The 19,726-nt window shown below is 56.5% G+C and carries 19 protein-coding genes; 10 read left to right on the top strand and 9 right to left on the bottom strand.

All coding sequences use genetic code 11. The annotated features are described in order from the left end of the window. Positions 1 to 81: 81 nt before the first annotated feature. Together nudB and aspS are read right to left on the bottom strand one after the other, a co-directional pair. Positions 82 to 513, bottom strand: coding sequence for a dihydroneopterin triphosphate diphosphatase (nudB, locus tag ACR8BN_RS08200; RefSeq protein WP_010258628.1), 432 nt, complete (start codon positions 511 to 513; stop codon positions 82 to 84). Continuing rightward, complete coding sequence (gene aspS, locus ACR8BN_RS08195; protein ID WP_434747509.1) at positions 513 to 2,291, bottom strand: aspartate--tRNA ligase; 1,779 nt, start codon at positions 2,289 to 2,291, stop codon at positions 513 to 515. The genes nudB and aspS overlap by 1 nt, the downstream gene beginning before the upstream one ends. Positions 2,292 to 2,502: 211 nt before the next feature. Here aspS and ACR8BN_RS08190 point away from each other — a divergent pair, with 211 nt between their 5' ends. The 4 genes from ACR8BN_RS08190 to cmoB all read left to right on the top strand — a co-directional run bounded on the left by ACR8BN_RS08190 (position 2,503) and on the right by cmoB (position 5,564). After that, positions 2,503 to 3,324 (top strand): DUF72 domain-containing protein, encoded by an 822-nt coding sequence (locus tag ACR8BN_RS08190; protein WP_258995322.1) that lies wholly within the window; start codon positions 2,503 to 2,505, stop codon positions 3,322 to 3,324. Between the two features lie 69 nt (positions 3,325 to 3,393). Beyond that, the gene (locus tag ACR8BN_RS08185) at positions 3,394 to 3,789 is read left to right on the top strand and encodes an MAPEG family protein (protein WP_010258617.1); all 396 of its coding nucleotides are present in this window, start codon (positions 3,394 to 3,396) and stop codon (positions 3,787 to 3,789) included. Between the two features lie 81 nt (positions 3,790 to 3,870). Further along, positions 3,871 to 4,599, top strand: a complete 729-nt coding sequence (gene cmoA / locus ACR8BN_RS08180) for a carboxy-S-adenosyl-L-methionine synthase CmoA (RefSeq protein ID WP_010258614.1) — start codon at positions 3,871 to 3,873, stop codon at positions 4,597 to 4,599. Then, complete coding sequence (gene cmoB / locus ACR8BN_RS08175) at positions 4,596 to 5,564, top strand: tRNA 5-methoxyuridine(34)/uridine 5-oxyacetic acid(34) synthase CmoB (protein WP_434747508.1); 969 nt, start codon at positions 4,596 to 4,598, stop codon at positions 5,562 to 5,564. Before cmoA ends, cmoB begins: the two co-directional genes overlap by 4 nt. Before the next feature lie 4 nt (positions 5,565 to 5,568). Here the strand turns inward: cmoB and ACR8BN_RS08170 are convergent, their stop codons facing one another. Next, entirely contained in the window at positions 5,569 to 6,189 is a 621-nt protein-coding gene (locus ACR8BN_RS08170; RefSeq protein ID WP_064705019.1) for a LysE family translocator, read from the bottom strand. A 154-nt stretch (positions 6,190 to 6,343) separates the two neighbouring features. Between ACR8BN_RS08170 and ACR8BN_RS08165 the strand changes: the two genes are divergently transcribed. Beyond that, complete coding sequence (locus ACR8BN_RS08165) at positions 6,344 to 7,441, top strand: glycerol dehydrogenase (RefSeq protein WP_031591434.1); 1,098 nt, start codon at positions 6,344 to 6,346, stop codon at positions 7,439 to 7,441. 30 nt (positions 7,442 to 7,471) lie between these two features. Here the strand turns inward: ACR8BN_RS08165 and ACR8BN_RS08160 are convergent, their stop codons facing one another. Continuing rightward, positions 7,472 to 8,320 (bottom strand): hypothetical protein, encoded by an 849-nt coding sequence (locus ACR8BN_RS08160; RefSeq protein ID WP_434747507.1) that lies wholly within the window; start codon positions 8,318 to 8,320, stop codon positions 7,472 to 7,474. A 412-nt stretch (positions 8,321 to 8,732) separates the two neighbouring features. Beyond that, the gene (gene cutC, locus ACR8BN_RS08155) at positions 8,733 to 9,485 is read right to left on the bottom strand and encodes a copper homeostasis protein CutC (RefSeq protein WP_010258601.1); all 753 of its coding nucleotides are present in this window, start codon (positions 9,483 to 9,485) and stop codon (positions 8,733 to 8,735) included. A gap of 85 nt (positions 9,486 to 9,570) precedes the next feature. On the opposite strand from cutC, the gene ACR8BN_RS08150 reads away from it, so the two are divergent. Next, entirely contained in the window at positions 9,571 to 10,716 is a 1,146-nt protein-coding gene (locus tag ACR8BN_RS08150; RefSeq protein WP_434747506.1) for a MalY/PatB family protein, read from the top strand. On the opposite strand, the gene ACR8BN_RS08145 is transcribed toward ACR8BN_RS08150, so the two are convergent. Beyond that, entirely contained in the window at positions 10,713 to 11,303 is a 591-nt protein-coding gene (locus ACR8BN_RS08145) for a VOC family protein (protein WP_423211198.1), read from the bottom strand. The genes ACR8BN_RS08150 and ACR8BN_RS08145 overlap by 4 nt on opposite strands. Before the next feature lie 284 nt (positions 11,304 to 11,587). Between ACR8BN_RS08145 and ACR8BN_RS08140 the strand changes: the two genes are divergently transcribed. The 4 genes from ACR8BN_RS08140 to ACR8BN_RS08125 all read left to right on the top strand — a co-directional run bounded on the left by ACR8BN_RS08140 (position 11,588) and on the right by ACR8BN_RS08125 (position 15,881). Then, positions 11,588 to 11,710, top strand: coding sequence for a hypothetical protein (locus tag ACR8BN_RS08140; RefSeq protein ID WP_009089698.1), 123 nt, complete (start codon positions 11,588 to 11,590; stop codon positions 11,708 to 11,710). Between the two features lie 210 nt (positions 11,711 to 11,920). After that, on the top strand, positions 11,921 to 13,651 hold the full coding sequence (gene argS, locus ACR8BN_RS08135) for an arginine--tRNA ligase (protein ID WP_434747505.1): 1,731 nt from the start codon (positions 11,921 to 11,923) through the stop codon (positions 13,649 to 13,651). An 86-nt stretch (positions 13,652 to 13,737) separates the two neighbouring features. Further along, entirely contained in the window at positions 13,738 to 14,673 is a 936-nt protein-coding gene (locus tag ACR8BN_RS08130) for a LysR family transcriptional regulator (protein WP_163636885.1), read from the top strand. A 209-nt stretch (positions 14,674 to 14,882) separates the two neighbouring features. Then, positions 14,883 to 15,881, top strand: coding sequence for an aldo/keto reductase (locus tag ACR8BN_RS08125; RefSeq protein ID WP_425028768.1), 999 nt, complete (start codon positions 14,883 to 14,885; stop codon positions 15,879 to 15,881). 61 nt (positions 15,882 to 15,942) lie between these two features. On the opposite strand, the gene flhE is transcribed toward ACR8BN_RS08125, so the two are convergent. From flhE to flhB, 3 genes are read right to left on the bottom strand one after another with little or no spacing between them, the layout of a single operon-like run. After that, positions 15,943 to 16,335 (bottom strand): flagellar protein FlhE, encoded by a 393-nt coding sequence (flhE, locus tag ACR8BN_RS08120; RefSeq protein WP_434747504.1) that lies wholly within the window; start codon positions 16,333 to 16,335, stop codon positions 15,943 to 15,945. Then, positions 16,335 to 18,428, bottom strand: coding sequence for a flagellar biosynthesis protein FlhA (gene flhA / locus ACR8BN_RS08115; RefSeq protein ID WP_010670817.1), 2,094 nt, complete (start codon positions 18,426 to 18,428; stop codon positions 16,335 to 16,337). The genes flhE and flhA overlap by 1 nt, the downstream gene beginning before the upstream one ends. Beyond that, positions 18,421 to 19,572 carry a flagellar biosynthesis protein FlhB gene (gene flhB / locus ACR8BN_RS08110; RefSeq protein ID WP_031591448.1) on the bottom strand — a complete coding sequence of 384 codons (1,152 nt, stop codon included), beginning with the start codon at positions 19,570 to 19,572 and terminating at the stop codon, positions 18,421 to 18,423. Before flhB ends, flhA begins: the two co-directional genes overlap by 8 nt. Positions 19,573 to 19,726: the final 154 nt, after the last annotated feature.

Genomic DNA, 19,726 nt, shown 5'->3' with positions numbered 1-19,726 from the left:
GTTGGTGAAGTCCTGTTAAAACTCACCAGATTCATAAAATTTAATCTATCCGCCGCCGGAATACCGGGCGATGGCGAGCATTCAGATAAATTCTTCAATTGCCTGGCGGTTACTCCATGATCGGGTTAATGCTGCAGCGTCAGCGGGTGCCAGCCAGCGAAACGCCAGATGCTCGGTGAGCATCACATCGCGCTCCGTCGGCAGTTGCAGGCGAAACCAGTGCTCGTGATTATGGGTGACATCAGGGGCGTAGCGATGGCGGAAATGGGGAAAGATTTCAAAGTCGATCTGACGCTGACAATCCTCCACCTCCAGCCGCTCGGCCAGCACGTCGATGCCGATTTCCTCATTCACTTCACGACACGCGGTCGCCAGCGGTGACTCTCCCGCCTCCAGGCTGCCGGTGACCGACTGCCAGAACGTGGGATCGTCACGCCGCTGCAGCATCAACACCCGGCCAGTATCGCGCGCCGAAATGACGACCAGCACTGAAACCGGGTGTTTATAGCCCATTATTTATTCTCAGGCTTTTCTTTTTTAACGACCTGAATACCGAGCTCCAGCAGGGAAGCCGGATTGGCTTCGCTTGGCGCTTCGGTCATCATGCAGGCGGCCGCCGTGGTTTTCGGGAACGCAATGACGTCACGAATGTTATCAGTGCCGGTCAGCAGCATGGTCAGACGATCCAGACCAAAGGCCAGGCCCGCATGCGGTGGCGTACCGAACTTCAGCGCATCCAGCAGGAAGCCAAACTTCTCACGCTGCTCATGCTCTTCGATACCCAGAATGCTGAACACCGTCTGCTGCATTTTGCCGTTGTGGATACGCACTGAACCGCCGCCCACTTCGTAACCGTTGATCACCATGTCGTAGGCATTCGCCACGGCACGGGTTGGATCGGCGGCCAGCTCTTCTGCGCTCATCTCTTTTGGCGCCGTGAAAGGATGGTGCATCGCAGCCAGACCGCCCTCCTCGTCCTCTTCGAACATCGGGAAGTCGATCACCCACAGCGGTGCCCAGGCTGACTCATCAGTGATGTTCAGCTCGCGACCCACTTTCAGACGCAGCGCACCCAGTGCATCAGCGACTACTTTGGCGCGATCGGCACCAAAGAAGATAATGTCGCCATCCTGTGCGCCGGTGCGGCTCAGAATGCCTTCCACGATCTCTGCATTCAGGAATTTGGCAACCGGGCTCTGCACGCCTTCCAGGCCGTCAGCACGGACGTTAACCTTCATCCACGCCAGACCTTTGGCACCGTAAATCTCCACGAACTTGCCATATTCATCAATCTGCTTACGGCTCAGCTGTGCGCCGGTCGGCACGCGCAGCGCGGCAACACGGCCCTTTTCATCGTTAGCCGGGCCAGAGAAGACCTGGAACTCCACGTTTTTAAGCAGGTCGCCGACGTCCACCAGCTCCATCGGGTTACGCAGATCCGGTTTATCAGAACCGTAGCGATGCATCGCTTCCGCAAAGGTCATCTGCGGGAACTCACCGAGATCAACGCCCTGCACGTCCTGCCACAGATTGCGGATTAAACGCTCCATGATTTCACGCACTTGTGGCGCGGTCATAAAGGAGGTTTCCACGTCGATCTGGGTAAATTCTGGCTGACGATCGGCACGTAAATCTTCGTCGCGGAAGCATTTAACGATCTGATAGTAGCGGTCAAAACCGGACATCATCAGCAGCTGTTTGAACAGCTGAGGTGACTGCGGCAGCGCATAGAATTTGCCTTTATGTACCCGGCTTGGCACCAGATAGTCACGCGCGCCTTCCGGCGTCGCTTTGGTCAGCATCGGGGTTTCGATATCCAGGAAACCTTCGTCATCCATAAAGCGACGAACAAAGCTGGTGATTTTTGCGCGGGTTTTCAGACGCGTCACCATCTCAGGGCGACGCAGATCCAGATAGCGGTACTTCAGGCGCGCTTCTTCGCTGTTGGTCTGATTCGAGTCCAGCGGCAGTGGCTCAGAGCGGTTAATGATGGTCAGTGCCTGGGCAAACACCTCCACTTCGCCGGTCGCCATGTCGCTGTTTTTGTTCTTCTCATCACGCGCACGCACGGTACCGGTGATCTGGATACAGAATTCGTTACGCAGTTCAGAAGCCAGCTTAAATGCGTCCTGGCGATCGGGATCAAAAAACACCTGCACGATGCCTTCACGGTCGCGCATATCGATAAAAATCAAACTGCCCAGATCGCGACGGCGGTTTACCCAGCCGCAAAGCGTGACTTGCTGACCCACATGAGACAGATTGAGCTGTCCGCAATATTCTGTACGCATAACACTATCCTTTTAACTTCGCCGCTGCATCTGACAGCATCCGGCCGCGTTACCTGTTGCGATGCTGTCGCAAAAATGGCGGTCATTATAATGGAAAAAGCCAGACAGGATAAGCAGATCCGCGCCAAAGCGCCGATTTCCTGTGTGCATTTGCCCCCCAGCCTGACCATAGCGGATAATGGGGTATCTTAATCTGCAGCCAGGAGCGCGCGTGACACTTCGTATTGGCCTGCCCCAGTGGCAGCATTCACACTGGAAACGCTGGGGCATCGAAAGCCTGGCGGACTATGCCCGCTATTTCCATTGTGTAGAGGGAAATACCACGCTTTATGCGCTGCCGAATCCGGAAACCGTGATGCGCTGGCGCGATATGACGCACGATGCGTTTCGCTTCTGCTTTAAGTTTCCCAATACCATCAGCCATCAGGCGGCGCTGCAGCACAGCGACGACCTGCTGACCGATTTCCTGCGGCTGATGGAGCCGCTGGCCGATCGTATCGGTCAGTACTGGCTGCAACTGCCTGCCAGCTTCTCTCCGACGCAGCTCGACGACCTGTGGCGCTTTCTCGACAGCCTGCCGCGCCGTTTTCACTACGGCGTCGAAGTCCGCCATCCCGCTTTCTTCGCCAAAGGGGATGCTGAACGGGCGCTGAATCGCGGCCTGCTGGCGCGCGGCATCAATCGCGTGATGCTCGACAGCCGTCCGGTTCACGCCTCCACCTCGCAAAGTCCGGCCGCGCTGGTGGCCCGCGCGCAGAAGCCCCGGGTGCCGCCTCATGCATTGCGAACCGGCTCGCAGCCGATGGTGCGGTTTATCGGCAGCGACAGTGTGGAAGAGAGCGTACCGCTATTTCAGATCTGGCGAGACAAGCTGACGGCGTGGCAGCAACAGGGCGACGCCATGCTGTTTCTGCACACGCCCGATATGGGCCAGGTCTTTCCGCTAGTGCAGGCGCTCTGGCCGCAGCTGCAACAGATCGATCCCGGCATAGGTAGCGGACCGGACTGGCCGCAGCAGACGTCACTGTTTTGATTCCTGCCCAGGACAGCGGGCTGTGCGCCCGTTAGAATAGAAGCATTATGGACAGTCGCAGGGGTGGCAATGGTTAGCGCGTTATATGTGGTGATGGGTGCATTACTGGTGATGAAATTCACGCTGGACGTGGTCCGCTATCGCCGATTCTATCGCGTGGCGTATGGCGATGGCGGCTACCACGACCTGAAAATGGCGATTCGCATTCACGGCAACGCCATCGAAACCATTCCGCTGGCGCTGTTTCTGCTGGTAATGATGGAGATGAACGGCGCCGATATCTGGATGGTGCATCTCACGGGTCTGCTGTTCTTTATCAGTCGCCTGCTGCACGCCTGGGGTTTGCGCAGCAGCGCAATGGCAGGCCGCAAATATGGCATGCTGCTGACGCTGTTTTCCCTGTGCGGCATGGTGATTTTTAACCTGATCTATATGCCGTGGGAACTGGTGCTGACGCTGCATTAAGCTGGCCTGGGTTAAGGGGTGCAGCCCGCCCCACTTTCTGCGAGAATAGCGCCCTTTCCGTCGTCTCTTCGGATTTTCGATATGTCTGACCGCGATCAACTCTTCTCAGCGCCCATTGCAAAACTGGGCGACTGGACTTTTGACGAGCGTGTAGCTGAAGTCTTTCCTGACATGATTCAGCGCTCGGTGCCGGGCTACTCCAACATCATTTCGATGATTGGCATGCTGGCAGAACGTTTTGTTACCCCGGACAGCAAGGTTTATGACCTGGGCTGTTCGCTGGGCGCGGCCACCCTGTCGGTGCGCCGCAATATTCAGGTGCCGGGTTGCCAGATCATCGCAGTGGATAACTCCCCGGCGATGGTGGAGCGCTGTCGTCGGCATCTTGATGCGTTTCGCGCGGACACACCGGTAACGGTGCTGGAAGCGGATATCCGCGACATTGAGATTGAGAACGCCTCTCTGGTGGTACTCAACTTTACGCTGCAGTTTCTGGAACCGCCTGCGCGTCTGGCGCTGCTGGAAAAGATCTGGCAGGGACTGAAACCGGGCGGTGCGCTGGTACTGTCAGAGAAGTTCAGTTTTGAAGATGCCGAAGTCGGTGAGCTGCTGTTTAACATGCATCACGACTTCAAGCGCGCCAACGGCTACAGCGAACTTGAAATCAGCCAGAAACGCAGCATGCTGGAAAATGTGATGCTGACTGACAGCGTTGAAGCTCATAAAGCCCGTCTGAAACAGGCCGGTTTCTCGCACGCCGAACTCTGGTTCCAGTGCTTTAATTTTGGATCTCTGGTGGCGTTGAAATGATCGACTTTGGCCGTTTTTATCAGCAAATTGCGGTGGGACCGCTGGCGAAGTGGCTGGAAGTGTTACCGGCGCAAATCAGCGAGTGGCAGCGTGAAAACCTGCATGGGCACTTCCGCGACTGGTACAAGTCGCTGGAGTATCTGCCGCTGCTGGAGCCTCAAAAGCTTGACCTGCTGCACAGCGTTACCGCTGACCGCGATGACATCAGCGATCGCCATCGTCAGGGTATTGAGAAATTACTGCGCAACCTGATGCCGTGGCGCAAGGGGCCCTATTTCCTTTATGGCACCCACATCAACACCGAATGGCGTTCGGACTGGAAGTGGGAGCGCGTACTACCGCACATCTCTCCGCTGGCCGGCCGCACAGTGCTCGATGTGGGCTGCGGTAGTGGCTATCACATGTGGCGGATGATTGGCGCGGGTGCCCATCTGGTGGTCGGCATCGATCCAATGCAGCTATTCCTGGTGCAGTTCGAAGCGGTGCGTAAGCTGCTGAACGACGATCGCCGGGCGCATATGCTGCCGCTGGGCATTGAGCAGTTACCGGTGTTGCAGGCGTTCGATACCGTGTTCTCGATGGGCGTGCTCTATCATCGCCGTTCGCCACTGGATCACCTGTTACAGCTTAAGAATCAGCTGGCCAGCGGTGGCGAACTGGTGCTGGAGACGCTGGTGATTGAGGGCGATGTGAATCAGGTGCTGGTGCCTGGTGAGCGATATGCGCAGATGCGCAATGTCTTCTTTATTCCGTCAGCTGAAGCGCTGAAAAGCTGGCTGGAAAAAAGCGGCTTTGTCGATGTACGGATTGTCGATTTCGCCCTCACTACCACTGAAGAGCAACGCCGTACTGACTGGATGACCAGCGAGTCTCTGGCTGAATTCCTCGATCCCGATGACCCCAGCAAAACGGTCGAGGGCTATCCGGCGCCTCTGCGCGCCGTACTGGTCGCCACCAAACCGTAATGCCCTAGCGGCGAGACAACGCCAGTTTCGCCGCAAATCCAATAAAGACGCAGCCAGTCAGGCGATCCATCACCTTCAGCACTCGCGGTTTGCGCAAATGACCGGCGAAATAGTGGCTGCCGCCAATCAGTACCGCATTCCAGATCAGCCCCAGCAGCATGTGTGCCAGCGCCATCAGACTACACCAGAGCGCCACCGATGCCCCCGCCGGGATAAACTGTGGCAAAAAACTCACATAGAAGATCCCCACTTTGGGGTTTAGCAGATTGCCCAGCAGCCCACGGCTGAAGCAGGCAAGATAGCCCTGCTGCAGCGCCGGTTGTTGCGTGTCGACTGCTGTCTGGCGGGGTTTCAGCAACAATTTCAGCCCCAGCCAGAGTAACCAGGCGGCACCCAGCCACTTAAGCAGGTTATAGGCCATTTCGGAGGCCAGCAGCAGCGCGCCTAAACCGAATCCCACCGCGACACCCCAGACCAGACAGCCGAGCGTGATACCCAGTGCCGTCACGCTGGCGCGCTTTGCGCCCTGAGCGACTGCTGAGCGCAGTACCAGCGCAGTATCAAATCCCGGCGTCAGCGTCAGTATGGTGATGGCAAACAGAAATGAAAACAGCGTGGTGGTCATGGCGTTCTCCCTGGAGGTAACAGCCGGTCAGCAGCGTATGGGTGTCCTGCTAGCGTAACAGGCCCGTCGAATTATCTCACCCTGAACACTCTCCCTGTTCGTCAGCGTGTGCCAGGCTAAGGGCGGTTTAACTTCATATTAAGGAGCTGTGATTATGAGTAAATTTATCTTCTCTTCACCCCGTAAATATGTGCAGGGCGCGGGCGTGCTGGATGAGCTGGGTCCCTATGTGGCCGAACTGGGTGATAACGCTTTCCTGGTTGCGGATGATGTCGTCTGGAAATTGATCGGCGAACGCGCCCAACAGGCGCTGCAAAAGGCGGGCGTTACCTTCAACTGGCACCAGTTCAACGGCGAGGCGTCGAGCAATGAAATCACCCGTCTGAGCCAGCTGGCGAAAAGTCAGGGCTGTAATGTAGTTGTCGGGCTGGGCGGTGGCAAAACGCTGGATACGGTTAAAGCGGTGGCGGATGAGCTGAAGCAGCCGGTAGCCATCGTGCCTACGATCGCCTCCACCGACGCCCCCTGTAGCGCGCTGTCGGTCATCTATTCTGATAGCGGCGTATTTGAGAGCTATCGCTTCTACAGTAAAAATCCTGATTTGGTGCTGGTGGACACCGCCGTCTGCGCCAGTGCGCCAGCACGACTCTTTGCCTCCGGCATTGCAGATGGCCTGGCGACCTGGGTTGAAGCGCAGGCGGTGGCGCGTTCGCATTCAAAATCGATGGTTAATGGTGATCCGACAATTGCCGGACTGGCGATTGCCCGCGCCTGCGAAGAAACGCTGCTTACCTGGGGTTACAGCGCCTACGTTGCCGTCACCCAAAAACGAGTGACACCCGCAGTGGAAGCGGTGGTTGAGGCGAATACGCTGTTATCGGGGCTGGGCTTTGAAAATGGAGGGCTGGCAGCTGCGCACGCTATTCATAATGGGTTCACCGCGATTGATGGTGATATCCACCATCTGACCCATGGCGAGAAAGTCGCCTACGGCACACTGACGCAGATGGTGCTTGAGAAGCGTCCGGATGAGGAAATTGCGCGCTATATCCGCTTCTATCGCTCGATCAACATGCCGACCACGCTCCGGGAGCTGCATCTGGAAAATGAGAGCTGGGAGAATCTGGTCAAAGTGGGTGCACTGGCGAACAGTGAGGGCGACACGCTGAAAAACCTTAATCCAAACCTTTCACCGGAAGATATTGCAAACGCACTGCTGGCGCTGGATGCCTTTAGTCAGACGGTTAAATAACCACCCGACAGGCGATCATCCGATCGCCTTTTACTCCGCCGCCGCTGGCTGGTCCCAGTACTCATATTTGTAGGCGGAACTGAGATGGCGCTCTATAGTGCCGCGCGTGAAGATTTCGGTCTCATGCAGATAACTCAGGGTACAGTTACCCACCTGATCCCAGGACTGACACTCATCTACTGATCGGATGGTGCTCAGCGGTGTGGTCGCCGTGCCGTTGAGCCGCACTTCACGCCATTGGGGATCGTAGGTATAACTGTCGGTGCTGCGGGCCGATGTGGTGCGGGTCACCAGACCCTGCGGATTCCAGTGGTAATGATTTTCACCGTTGGTCAGGGGATCGCTGCCGCGCGCCACGCTCTTCTCCAGCCTGAACTGCCGATCATAACGGTAAGTCGTGTCGGTAAAGCCGCTTTTACCCATGCTGGTAAACCTGTCGGAGGCGCTGGTAATGTTGCCATGCTGACCTTTCTGCCAGTTAATCGTCCCCTGTCGGTTATCGACCACCACCTCTTTGCCCTCTTTCAGCACTTTTACCAGATACGCATATTCCGCCACCCAGCCGCCCTGCACCCGGGCAATGTGTTGCTCCATGCTGAGAATCACGTTGCGCTCACTTTTGTCATAGCTGACGTCGGCAACCGTCAGATCGCCACAGGCGTCAAACTGCCCCAGTACGCGCTTTTGCGAGTTCACATCTTTGCCAAACTCACCCGCAACCACCTGCTTCACCGCGCCTTTCGCATTCCCGCCCAGTAAAATCAGGTTATTGCTGTTAGCCACAGCAGCGTTGTTCGGGCTGCATGCGCTGGCGGCAGCGTTGCCACTGCAGAGAGCAGTCAGGATCAGAGTCAAAACAGCAATCGGATTGGGTTTCATAGGATCTTTTCCAGGCGACGTTGCTTTCAGTGTAAACGCTACGGTGATGAACAGCGGCAATCTGTGAAGATTTCAGCCTGCATAGCCTTTTAGGACCGAAGAGGCGACACGGCATCAGCATAACGAATAAAGCGGGTGATTACGTTGCTGCCGCGCCTGAAAGTCCTGGATGACATGTAATGATTAATATGGGGCAGGTGATTTTTATCTAGCCAGGCGAAAGAGTGATAACTTCGCTGCAGCCAGATTTCAGATCTCTCTGACATCAATAGCTTGCCAGAGAAGCGCAAAACAATTTAGCTGGTAAGGAGTGTGCGTTACACAAAAAGAACCCCAGCAAGGATACTGGGGTTTGGTACTTGCAAACACCACGTCAATGATCGGCGTGCTGCGCGGCAAAATCTGTTGTGGTTCAGGCGACCCGAACGGTGCTCATCTGCATCACGCTTTTCATCGCCTCAACCACATCGCCGTCTACACAGTAGCGGCTGAACTCGTCAGTCTCGGCTTCTGAACACATGGAGACCCCCGCTTTGCGGTAGCGCATCGGCGACGCGACAAGGCGGCTGGCCGAGCTGTGAACTTCATCAATCCCCATGTCGAGAAACTTTTGCAGGTTGCTGAGACGTACCCCGGCACCCGCCATAATGATAGGACCGGTGCTGGCCTCATTTAGTTCCCTGAGTAATGCAATTCCGTTTTCAGCGCTCTGCTGCTGACCGGATGTCAGAATACGCGCCACTCCCAAATCCGTCAGCTCTTCCAGCGCACGCTTTGGGCTGTGACAGAGATCGAAGGCGCGATGAAAGGTTACGGCCAGCCCGTCACACAGCGCCATAATCTGCCGCATCTGACCATGATGAATGTGAGCATCTTCATCCAGCATCCCAATTACCAGACCAGGAAAACCAAGTTCACGGATTAACGCCACATCCGATTTCATCGCTTCAAATTCGCGTGCGGTGTAACAAAAATCGCCACCACGTGGCCGGACAATAGGATGAACCGGAATCGAAACTTCTTGCCGGGCGGCATTCAGCATCCCCGCTGACGGGGTCAGGCCGCCTTCACGCGGTGCGGCACAGAGTTCAACCCGATCGGCGCCCGCCTGTTGTGCGGTCACAGCGCAATCCACGCCATAGCAGCAAATTTCCAGTGTGGTCATTCTCTTCTCCTTTACATGACTCTGGTTCAAGGCAGATTCATCAGTTAGTCTGGCTGCTGGAATGAGTTTACCGGGAAAGTTAACTATGGCATTCAATTTCGACCAACGGATAGACCGTCGTCACAGCGATAGCCTTAAATGGAACAAATATGCGGACCAGGACATTCTGCCGTTGTGGGTGGCAGACACCGATTTCCGATCGCCTGACTGCGTCATCAATGCGATTAAAACCCGTGCCGAACATGGGATTTTTGGCTATGGCGACACGCCTGATGAATTTATCGATAGCGCGATAGCCTGGCTCGCCTCACGCTATCAGTGGCACGTTAATCCGGAATGGATTGTGGTTTTGCCGGGTGTCGTGAGCGGTCTGAATCTGGCAGTGCGCGCTTTCACCGCGCCTGACGAGCTGACGATTACGCCAACACCCATCTATCCGCCGTTTCGCGGTGCAGCAAAACTGGCAGAGCGCGGTCAGATCACGCTGCCGCTGACGCTGCAAGAGGGACGCTGGCTGCTGGATCTGGATGCGCCGGAAGGTCAGCTGGACGATAAAGCGCGGCTGTTAATGCTGTGCAACCCGCAGAATCCGGGCGGCACCGTCTATCGCCGCGAGGAACTGCAGGCGCAGCTGGCATTTGCGCAGAAGCACGATTTGATTGTCTGTTCCGACGAGATCCACAGCGATCTGCTGCTGGAACCCGGCGTTAAGCACATACCCTTTGCTTCACTGAGCGAAGATGCAGCCCAGCGTAGCGTGACGCTGATGTCGCCCTCAAAGTCCTTTAATATTGCCGGTCTGGGAGCTTCCATCGCCATCATTCCCAACGCCGGGCTGCGCGCGCGCTTTAACCGGGTACGACGCGGCATTGTGCCGGATGTTGATATTCTGGCACTCACGGCAGCAGCAGCAGCATGGCGCGAGGGTGAGCCGTGGCTGAATGCGCAGAATGCCTATCTGCGCAGTAACCGTGACTGGCTGGTGTCGCAGGTCAATAAGATGGCCGGCCTGTCACTCGCCTCGCCGGAAGCGACCTACCTGGCCTGGATCGACGCCAGCGCGCTGGGTGTGGCCAGCCCGGCCCTCTATTTTGAAAAGCACGGGCTGGGCTTAACCGCCGGACGTGAGTTCGGCAATGACCAGTTTGTCCGGCTCAATTTCGGCTGTACCCGCGCGCTGCTCGACGAAGCCGTTGCGCGCCTGAAGCGTGCGTTAGCCGCCCGCCTTTAGTTCTGTTCGCTGGCGACAATCTCCTCCAGTCGCCACGGATGGAACTTGATTGTCGTCTGCCCATCCGTTACCGCCAGGGTCGGATTGGGCAGGCGCTCATTCTCCCCCTGCGGTGAACTGGTTTTAAATGAAATACCCGGCTGCGTCAGCGCTTCATCTGACAGCAAGGCCATCGCGCGCACGCCCAGCGTCTGATGATCGCCGCGTAACACCACCTCAATATGCTCCCAGCCTTCATGGCGATAACGCTTTTCACCCGGCCATGGCAGTTCAACCACATCAATTTGCCTGCCTGCGACAAACAGCGGGTCATGGAGTTTAAACAGGCAAATCTGCCTGCCGTTGATCATCGCCGATGAAAACTGCGTGCCAATCTGCTGCAAACCTTGCTGCCAGCGCATCGCCGTCGTGTCCTGGTGGCAACGCACCGCGATATGGTCCATCTCCAGATCGGTAAGACGCAAACCGAGCCGCTGCGCAAAACTTTGCAACGATTCTTCAAAACGTTCTAAATCTATCTTTAAATCATCCAATTCTGCCGGAAAAGATCTCTTCACTACCCCAGTTCCTCTCAATTTGTTTAGCATTTATAACCCGCCTGGCTTTTGGCGCGCCGCGTGCTGAGCATCACATAATGATAAGATTCATCTTATTTGGCCCGAAATTTAACGCTAATCCTTATAATAACATCTTTCATTTCGGATTTATCTCCTGTTTAGGACCATGAGTTCCTTGATGAAAGCATGTTAAATATATGATTATTATCAACTTCTTTAATACAATAAGATAACTCTCATTTACCTGGCAAACAATTGCAGCCCACCCCGCCTTCCTATAAATTTGACCTAACACAACCAAAAGGAATGGCTCTATGTCTATGCTCATCGTTGTCGCTGTCCTGATCGCACTGATGGGATTTGCAATCTCCCGCCATTGGAAGGTGCGTGAAGATAAAAGCGTAAAGAACCCACGCCGTCATCTGCGACGTCGTTAATGCCTCAGGGAAACATCTTATTCAGCTCTGTTTCCCCGCTTCATCCAACTGCTGACGCCCACTGACATTTCACGTATACTTTTCCCCTCATTTTTTTCCGTTTTGTCTGCCCCATCCGTTTCTGCCTCTCCGTGACGCGATGCGCTCAGGCAAGATGATGACAGCCCGGCTTTCTGGTCCGGGCGTTGCTCAGCACATGAAGGTAACTCGGTGAATATTCAGGCACTTCTTTCCGCAAAAGTCAGTCAGGCAATGGTTTTAGCCGGCGCACCCGCCGATTGCGAACCCCAGGTTCGTCAATCCGCCCGGGTTCAGTTTGGAGACTATCAGGCCAACGGCATTATGGCCGTGGCGAAAAAGCTGGGACAGGCACCGCGACAATTAGCGGAAACGGTGATTCAGCACCTCGATCTGACCGGCATCGCCAGCAAAGTCGAAATTGCCGGGCCGGGCTTCATCAATATCTTCCTTGACCACAACTGGCTGGCCAGCCATGCCCGGGAAGCGCTGCGTCTGCCGCGCCTTGGCGTGCAGCTGGCCGAACCCCAGACTATCGTTGTCGACTACTCTGCGCCTAACGTTGCGAAAGAGATGCATGTGGGCCACGTCCGCTCCACCATCATTGGTGATGCGGCGGTGCGTACGCTGGAGTTTCTCGGCCATAAAGTGATCCGAGCGAACCACGTTGGCGACTGGGGAACGCAATTCGGTATGCTGATCGCGTTCCTGGAAAAACAGCAGAATGAAGATCATGCTGAGATGGCGCTGGCCGATCTCGAAGGCTTCTACCGTGAAGCCAAACGCACCTATGATGAAGATCCTGAGTTTGCCGAGCGCGCGCGCAGTTATGTGGTGAAACTACAGGGCGGCGATGACTATTGCCGCCAGATGTGGAAGAAGCTGGTCGACATCACCATGAGTCAGAACCAGAAAATCTATGACCGCATGAACGTCACCCTGACGCGCAACGATGTTATGGGTGAAAGTCTCTATAACGATATGCTGCCTGCCATCGTCTCCGATCTGAAACAGAAAGGCTTAGCGGTAGAGAGTGAAGGTGCGACCGTGGTGTTCCTGGATGAATTCCAGAACAAAGAGGGTGAACCGATGGGCGTCATCATCCAGAAAAAGGATGGCGGCTACCTCTACACCACCACCGATATCGCCTGTGCGAAATATCGTTACGAAACGCTGAAAGCCGATCGCGTACTCTATTACATCGACTCACGTCAGCATCAGCATCTGGTTCAGGCCTGGACTATCGTCCGTAAAGCGGGTTATGTGCCGGAATCAGTGCCGCTGGAGCACCATGCGTTCGGCATGATGCTGGGCAAAGATGGCCGTCCGTTCAAAACCCGCAGCGGCGGCACCATCAAGCTTTCCGATCTGCTGGATGAAGCCTATCAGCGTGCCTACACGCTGGTGCGTGAGAAGAACCCGGAGATGAGCGAAGCGGAAGTGAAAACGCTGGCGGAAGTGGTTGGCATCAGCGCGGTAAAATACGCCGATCTGTCAAAAAGCCGTACCACCGATTACATTTTCGACTGGGACAACATGCTGGCGTTCGAAGGCAACACCGCGCCTTACATGCAGTATGCCTACACCCGCGTACTCTCCGTGTTCCGCAAGGCGGGCATTGATGTTGATTCGCTGGATGCGGAGATTGTGATCAGCGAAGAGCGTGAAGCGCAGCTGGCCACCCGTCTGCTGCAGTTCGAAGAGGTCATTACGCAGGTTGCTCGTGACGGCACGCCACACGTGATGTGTGCCTATCTCTACGATCTGGCCGGTCTGTTCTCCGGATTCTACGAGCACTGCCCGATTCTCACCGCAGAATCAGACACAACCCGTCTGAGCCGACTGCAGCTGGCCGCGCTGACCGCGAAGACGCTGAAGCAGGGTCTGGATACGCTGGGCATCGACACCGTCGAGCGCATGTAATCTCTGAAACGGAGAGGGGTTTCCCTCTCCGTTGCTGAATTCGTATATCCGCTCTGATCCCCCAATCTTCGCAGCAGGATGGTGTTATGTCTGTAGCCGCGCACCTCATCAGCAGCCACCTTCCCACGATAAAACAGTTACAGTGCTTCCTTGCTGTTGCGCACGAGCTTAATTTTCGCCGGGCCGCAGAACGTCTCAGCATGACGCAACCGCCGCTTACCCGTCAGATTCAGAGTCTGGAAGATCTGCTGGGCCACTCGCTGTTCAGCCGCACGACCCATGAGGTAACGCTCACCAATTCTGGCCGTGCGCTGGTCGCGAAGGCGGAAGCGATCCTGACTGCGCTGAGTGCCCTGAAGCAGGATGCGCAGCCCGCCGCGGCCCGGCTACGCATCGGGCTGACCCGCACGCTGAACTTTGAACTGATTTCGCCACTTAACCGGCAGCTCGCCGCTTTTCATGCCAGCGATGAGATGGAGATGCCCCGCCTGACCTCCCCTCAGCTTTTGCAAAGCCTGGCCAAAAACAGCCTGGATTTAATACTCACCGGAGAAAAGGGGTCGGATGCGGAAGACACCGTTCAGTACGCCTGGGTTTACCGTGAGCCGCTGCTGATTGCCATACCGTCGGCGCATCCTGCCAGTGTGGCGGAGCAGGTCTCGCTGGAAGCGCTGGCCGATCTGCCGCTGTTCTGGTTTGCGCGCAGCGCCAATCCGCTGTTTTACGATAAATGCGAGCGCTACTTCGCCACACTCAGCGTCACGCTGAAACGGGTGAGAGAGCCGGACGATTCCCTGCTGATGCTGTCGCACATCGCCAGAGGAAAAGGATTCGCCCTGATGCCGCAGTCAAAATGCACCTTTAATCAGGCAGGTCTCTGTTATCGCCCGCTGACAGAAGATGCGGCACAGCCGCTGGCGATTGATGTTTACGCGGCGATTCGCGCCGATGAAAAAAATGAGGCGGTTCTCAATGCGCTGAGAGAACTCTCTGATCCCGGGGATGCGATAAAGTCCGCATGATGCTGCATCGCTGAAACGCAGTGAAGCATCCCCCTCTTCTTACTTCTTAATCCCCGCTCAGCCTGTTGCTGAGAGCTTACTGAGTCGGCATGCCGGATGTATGTCTTAAGCCCTTTCATTCGCCTGATACCTTTTTTGCATGACGGAAAGAGCAATTCATTGCTTTCACGCGGAGTGAAACAATCGCGTCTCACATACGAGGAGCGACAATGAAAAAGCGAACGTTAACTCAGGGTCTGGACGTCAGCGCAATCGGCTATGGTGCGATGGGGCTTAGCGAATTTTATGGTCAGACCGATGACCGTCATTCCCTGCAACTGCTCAGCCAGCTGCGCGATCTGGATATCACCTTTATCGATACCGCCGATCTTTACGGTCGCGGTCACAACGAGCAGTTGATAGGTCAGTTTCTTGCCGGGCTCAATCGGGCCGAACGGCTGAAGTTCACCGTTGCCACCAAATGCGGCATTGAACGTACGGCGGATGCGGCCTATGCCCGCACCATCAACAATCAGCCGGACTACATTACCCGCTGCTGCCATGAATCACTGAAACGGCTGGGCGTTGAGCGTATCGATCTCTTTTATCTGCACCGGATCAGTCCGGCGACACCGATTGAGGAGAGTATGCAGTGTCTCAGCCGTCTGGTGCAGGAGGGAAAGATCGCCCGGATTGGGCTGTGTGAAGCGTCGGCTTCGACGCTGAATCGGGCGCAGGCGATCCATCCGCTGGCCGCGCTGCAGACGGAGTATTCACTCTGGACGCGTGACATCGAAGAGGAGATTCTCCCTATGGTGAAAAAGCTCGGTATCGGACTGGTGCCCTATTCGCCGCTGGGCAGAGGATTCCTGACGGGTAAATACCGTAAAAACAGCGATTTTGCCGAGGGTGATTTCCGCAAAAATAATGACCGTTTCCAGCAGGAAAATATCGATCACAATCTCCAGCTTCTTAACGCGGTGACACCACTGGCTGAGAAATATCACGCCACCACCGGGCAGATTGCGCTGGCCTGGCTACTGGCACAGTATGAAAAAATTGTGCCGATACCAGGCACCAAACAGATCGCTTACCTTACTGAAAACGCGCAGGCCGCGGATATCGAGCTGGAAGAGGAAGATATCGGGATGCTGAACGCTGTTCATCAGCAGATTGAAGTTAAAGGCGGTCGCTACTCTGAGGAGGGAATGAAGGGGGTTAACGCCTGAACACAAACTATGCACTTGCGCACTGTGCGTTGGTGCGCTAGTCAATTCAGCAACAATACCCTTACTCGTAATTGACCATCACTTCACTGCTCACCACCCGCAATCCAGGTGGCAGCGCCCCGCTTCCGGCAAAACCAAACACCATGTGCAAAGTCTCACCGGCGCTCAGATGTGCCAGCCCGCGCGTGGTGCCGCTGGCCCCCTCCAGGGAAGTGCAGCGCTGTTCGCCGCACAGCCGCACCTGCAGGCCGGACGGAGCCGGTCTGCTCAGCTGATAACGCCAGTTAACGACGCTGACCTCCCCGGCAATGTCGGCGGGCGGCGTCAGCGGCTGCGCCCGTTGCCAGCTGCCGCGGTTAGCCAGCAGCGGCCCATTGGCCGAAGCACTCCAGGCACCACCGGCCGCCTGCGCCATCAGTGGCAGCATCACGAATGCCATCACCAGCCAGCGCATTATTTTCCTCCGATGGTGGCAGTCATGCGGATCTGACGGTTGTCGCTCAGCTCCAGATTAGAAAGCACCACCAGCTGTGGCAGATTGCGGCGCAGGAAGCGCGCCAGCAGCGCACGCAGCGGATGATTGACCAGCAGCACCGGCGGCGCGCCCAGCATCTCCTGACGTTGCAATGCCGCCTGTGCCTGACTTAACAGCCGATCGGCCAGACCCGGCTCCAGTCCGCCACCGCCCTGCAACGCCTGTAACAGCAGGCGCTCCAGCGTGGAATCGAGCCCGATAACCTGCACTTCATCATTACCCGGGAACCACTGCTGAGTAATCGCACGGCCCAGCGCCACACGCACCACGCTGGTCAGCTCCTGCGGATCGCTCTGCACCGGCGCATGTTCCGCCAGCGTTTCGATAATAGTGCGCATATCGCGAATCGACACCCGCTCCACCAGCAGGTTCTGCAGTACCTTGTGCAGGGTGGTCAGCGAGATCACACCCGGCACCAGATCTTCGGTCAGCTTCGGCATCTCCTGAGTCACACGATCCAGCAGCTGCTGCGCTTCCTGACGGCCAAACAGCTCGCTGGCGAACTGGCCAATCAGATGGTTCAGGTGGGTTGCCACCACGGTACTGGCTTCAACTACGGTAAAGCCCTGAATCTGCGCCTGCTCTTTCAGCGCGCTATCAATCCAGACCGCCGCCAGTCCAAAGGCAGGATCAACGGTCGCTTCGCCTGGCAGACTTCCGGCAGCCGTGCCCGGGTTAATCGCCATCCAGCGGCCAGGATAGGCATCACCGCTGCCAATCTCCACCCCTTTCATCAGGATGCGATAGCGTGCCGGTGGCAGCTCCATGTTGTCGCGGATATGCACTACTGGCGGCAGGAAACCGACATCCTGGGCGACTTTCTTACGGATACTGCGGATACGTCCCAGCAGCTCACCGTTTTGCTGATGATCGACCATCGGAATCAGGCGATAGCCCACTTCCATGCCCAGCGTATCTTCCAGCTGCACATCGGTCCACGACGCTTCGGTGGCGGCTGGCGTGTCCGCCGTTTTGGCGATGCCGCCCGTGACTTCCACTTTCTTCTTCGGCTGCATTTCGCGGCCGCGCAGCCACCAGGCCAGACCCAGTAAGGCGGCGGTGAACAGCAGGAAGACGAAGTTCGGCATGCCAGGCACCAGACCGAGCAGACCAATCACGCCGGCACTCAGCATCAGCACGCGCGGATCTTTGAACAGCTGGGTGACCATCTGCTCGCCGACATCCTGATCGGTGGCAACGCGCGTCACGATAACACCGGCTGCGGTAGAGATAACCAGGGCCGGGATCTGCGCGACCAGACCATCACCGATGGTCAGCAGCGTATAGGTCTCTGCGGCATGACCCACATCCATACCGTGCTGCACCACGCCCACCAGCAGGCCGCCGATGACGTTGATCACCATGATCATAATACCGGCGACGGCATCACCACGAACGAACTTACTGGCACCGTCCATCGAACCGTAGAAGTCCGCTTCCTGGGTCACTTCGGCACGGCGGCGTTTGGCGTCATCTTCACCGATCAGACCGGCGTTGAGGTCGGCATCGATCGCCATCTGCTTACCGGGCATCCCGTCCAGCACAAAGCGCGCGCCCACTTCGGCGATACGGCCAGCACCTTTGGTGATAACCATAAAGTTGATGATGACGAGGATGATAAACACCACGATACCGATGGCGAAGTTACCGCCCACCAGGAAGTGACCGAACGCTTCAACCACCTGTCCTGCCGCGGCGGCACCCGTATGCCCTTCCATCAGGATGATACGGGTTGAAGCCACGTTCAGCGCCAGACGCAGCAAAGTAGAGAACAGCAGAATGGTCGGGAAAGCCGCAAACTCCAGGGTTCGCTGGGTGAACATTGCCACCAGCAGGACCATGATTGATAGCGCAATGTTAAAGGTGAACAGCAGATCGAGGATGAACGGCGGTAATGGCAGAACCATCATCGACAGGATCATCAGGATCAGTACCGGCCCGGCCAGCACCTGCCACTGCATATCTTTAAAGTTGCCCGGTAAACGTAGTTTTGCGGCCAGGTTATTAGCCATCGTTTTTGCTCTCTCCTGCAAAGTCCATCTCTGCCGGAACCGGCAGGTCTTTTGGTTTGGTTGGGATCAGGCCGCCTTCACGCTTCCAGCGACGCGACTGCCAGACCCACGCCAGCACCTCGGCCACGGCGGCATAGAGCGCGCCGGGAATGTGCTGACCAATTTCAGTATGTCGGTATAACGCACGCGCCAGCGGCGGTGCTTCCAGAACCGGGATGCGGTGTTCAGCAGCCAGTTCACGAATTCTCAGGGCGATCTCCCCTGCGCCTTTCGCCACGACTTTCGGCGCACTCATCTTCTTCTCGTTGTACTGCAGTGCCACCGAGTAGTGCGTCGGGTTGGTGACGATGACATCGGCTTTCGGCACATCCGCCATCATTCGGCGCCGTGCTGCGGCACGCATCTGCTGGCGGATGCGCCCTTTAACGTGCGGGTCACCTTCCTGCTGCTTATGCTCGTCGCGGATCTCCTGCATCGACATCTTCAGCTTTTTAAAGTGGCTGTGTAGCTGCCAGAAGACGTCATACCCGACCATCGGGATCAGCCCCAGCATCACCAGTGAACAGCAGACCGCGATCATCTCCATGCCGTGAATCAGCGCGGTGACGGGCGCTTCGCTGATCAGCCGCAGCATCTCGGGCCAGTGGCTCCAGATGTACCACCAGCCCACCGAGCCTACTAAGATGGTCTTGAGGATGCCTTTAAACAGTTCGGTCCAGGCCTGCGCCGCAAACATTCGCTTGAACCCAGCCATCGGGCTCATCTTCTTCAGGTCGAACTTGATCGATTTACCGCTGAAAACGATACCGCCCAACAGCATGGGCGCGGCGATTGCCACCAGCACCAGACCGCCCATCAATGGCAGCAGCGCCATCAGTGCCTGCGTGATCAGGCTGCCGATGTGGCTGACGATAATTTTGTCATCTCTGACCATGCCGTGATCAAAACGGAGTCCGGTGGCGACCATCGCCGCCAGCCGGTGCGCCATCATGTTGCCGCCCATCCACAGGATCATGATGCCGGCCAGCAGCATCAGTACGGATGTGAGTTCGCGCGAACGCGGAATCTGGCCCTCTTCACGCGCTTTCTCAAGTCGGTGGGCCGTGGGCGATTCTGTTTTGTCTTCGTCGCTATCTTCAGCCACGACAAACCTCGGTTGGCAGGAATTCTGAGCATAGGATGCCAAATCTGGCTTAAGTTAAAGCGGAGATAAGATGAAGAAAACAGGCGTTCTTTCGGGGATGGGTCTGACAATGCGGAACGGGGCCACCCGAAGGTGACCCTGTTTATTATAACCT

The organism is Pantoea sp. Lu_F5_004, assembly GCF_051136245.1.
In the GTDB taxonomy this organism is placed as follows: Bacteria; Pseudomonadota; Gammaproteobacteria; order Enterobacterales; family Enterobacteriaceae; genus Pantoea; species Pantoea agglomerans.
The sequence above is the reverse complement of the archived record's forward strand: the minus strand, read 5'-3'. Positions and strand labels throughout refer to the sequence as shown.

Bases quoted from the DNA above. Each gene is read 5' to 3' on its own strand.
- nudB (WP_010258628.1), bottom strand. From the start codon at position 513: ATGGGCTATAAACACCCGGTTTCAGTGCTGGTCGTCATTTCGGCGCGC.
- aspS (WP_434747509.1), bottom strand. From the start codon at position 2,291: ATGCGTACAGAATATTGCGGACAGCTCAATCTGTCTCATGTGGGTCAG.
- ACR8BN_RS08185 (WP_010258617.1), top strand. From the start codon at position 3,394: ATGGTTAGCGCGTTATATGTGGTGATGGGTGCATTACTGGTGATGAAA.
- cmoA (WP_010258614.1), top strand. From the start codon at position 3,871: ATGTCTGACCGCGATCAACTCTTCTCAGCGCCCATTGCAAAACTGGGC.
- cmoB (WP_434747508.1), top strand. From the start codon at position 4,596: ATGATCGACTTTGGCCGTTTTTATCAGCAAATTGCGGTGGGACCGCTG.
- ACR8BN_RS08170 (WP_064705019.1), bottom strand. From the start codon at position 6,189: ATGACCACCACGCTGTTTTCATTTCTGTTTGCCATCACCATACTGACG.
- ACR8BN_RS08165 (WP_031591434.1), top strand. From the start codon at position 6,344: ATGAGTAAATTTATCTTCTCTTCACCCCGTAAATATGTGCAGGGCGCG.
- ACR8BN_RS08160 (WP_434747507.1), bottom strand. From the start codon at position 8,320: ATGAAACCCAATCCGATTGCTGTTTTGACTCTGATCCTGACTGCTCTC.
- cutC (WP_010258601.1), bottom strand. From the start codon at position 9,485: ATGACCACACTGGAAATTTGCTGCTATGGCGTGGATTGCGCTGTGACC.
- ACR8BN_RS08150 (WP_434747506.1), top strand. From the start codon at position 9,571: ATGGCATTCAATTTCGACCAACGGATAGACCGTCGTCACAGCGATAGC.
- ACR8BN_RS08145 (WP_423211198.1), bottom strand. From the start codon at position 11,303: ATGCTAAACAAATTGAGAGGAACTGGGGTAGTGAAGAGATCTTTTCCG.
- ACR8BN_RS08140 (WP_009089698.1), top strand. From the start codon at position 11,588: ATGTCTATGCTCATCGTTGTCGCTGTCCTGATCGCACTGATGGGATTT.
- ACR8BN_RS08130 (WP_163636885.1), top strand. From the start codon at position 13,738: ATGTCTGTAGCCGCGCACCTCATCAGCAGCCACCTTCCCACGATAAAA.
- ACR8BN_RS08125 (WP_425028768.1), top strand. From the start codon at position 14,883: ATGAAAAAGCGAACGTTAACTCAGGGTCTGGACGTCAGCGCAATCGGC.
- flhE (WP_434747504.1), bottom strand. From the start codon at position 16,335: ATGCGCTGGCTGGTGATGGCATTCGTGATGCTGCCACTGATGGCGCAG.
- flhA (WP_010670817.1), bottom strand. From the start codon at position 18,428: ATGGCTAATAACCTGGCCGCAAAACTACGTTTACCGGGCAACTTTAAA.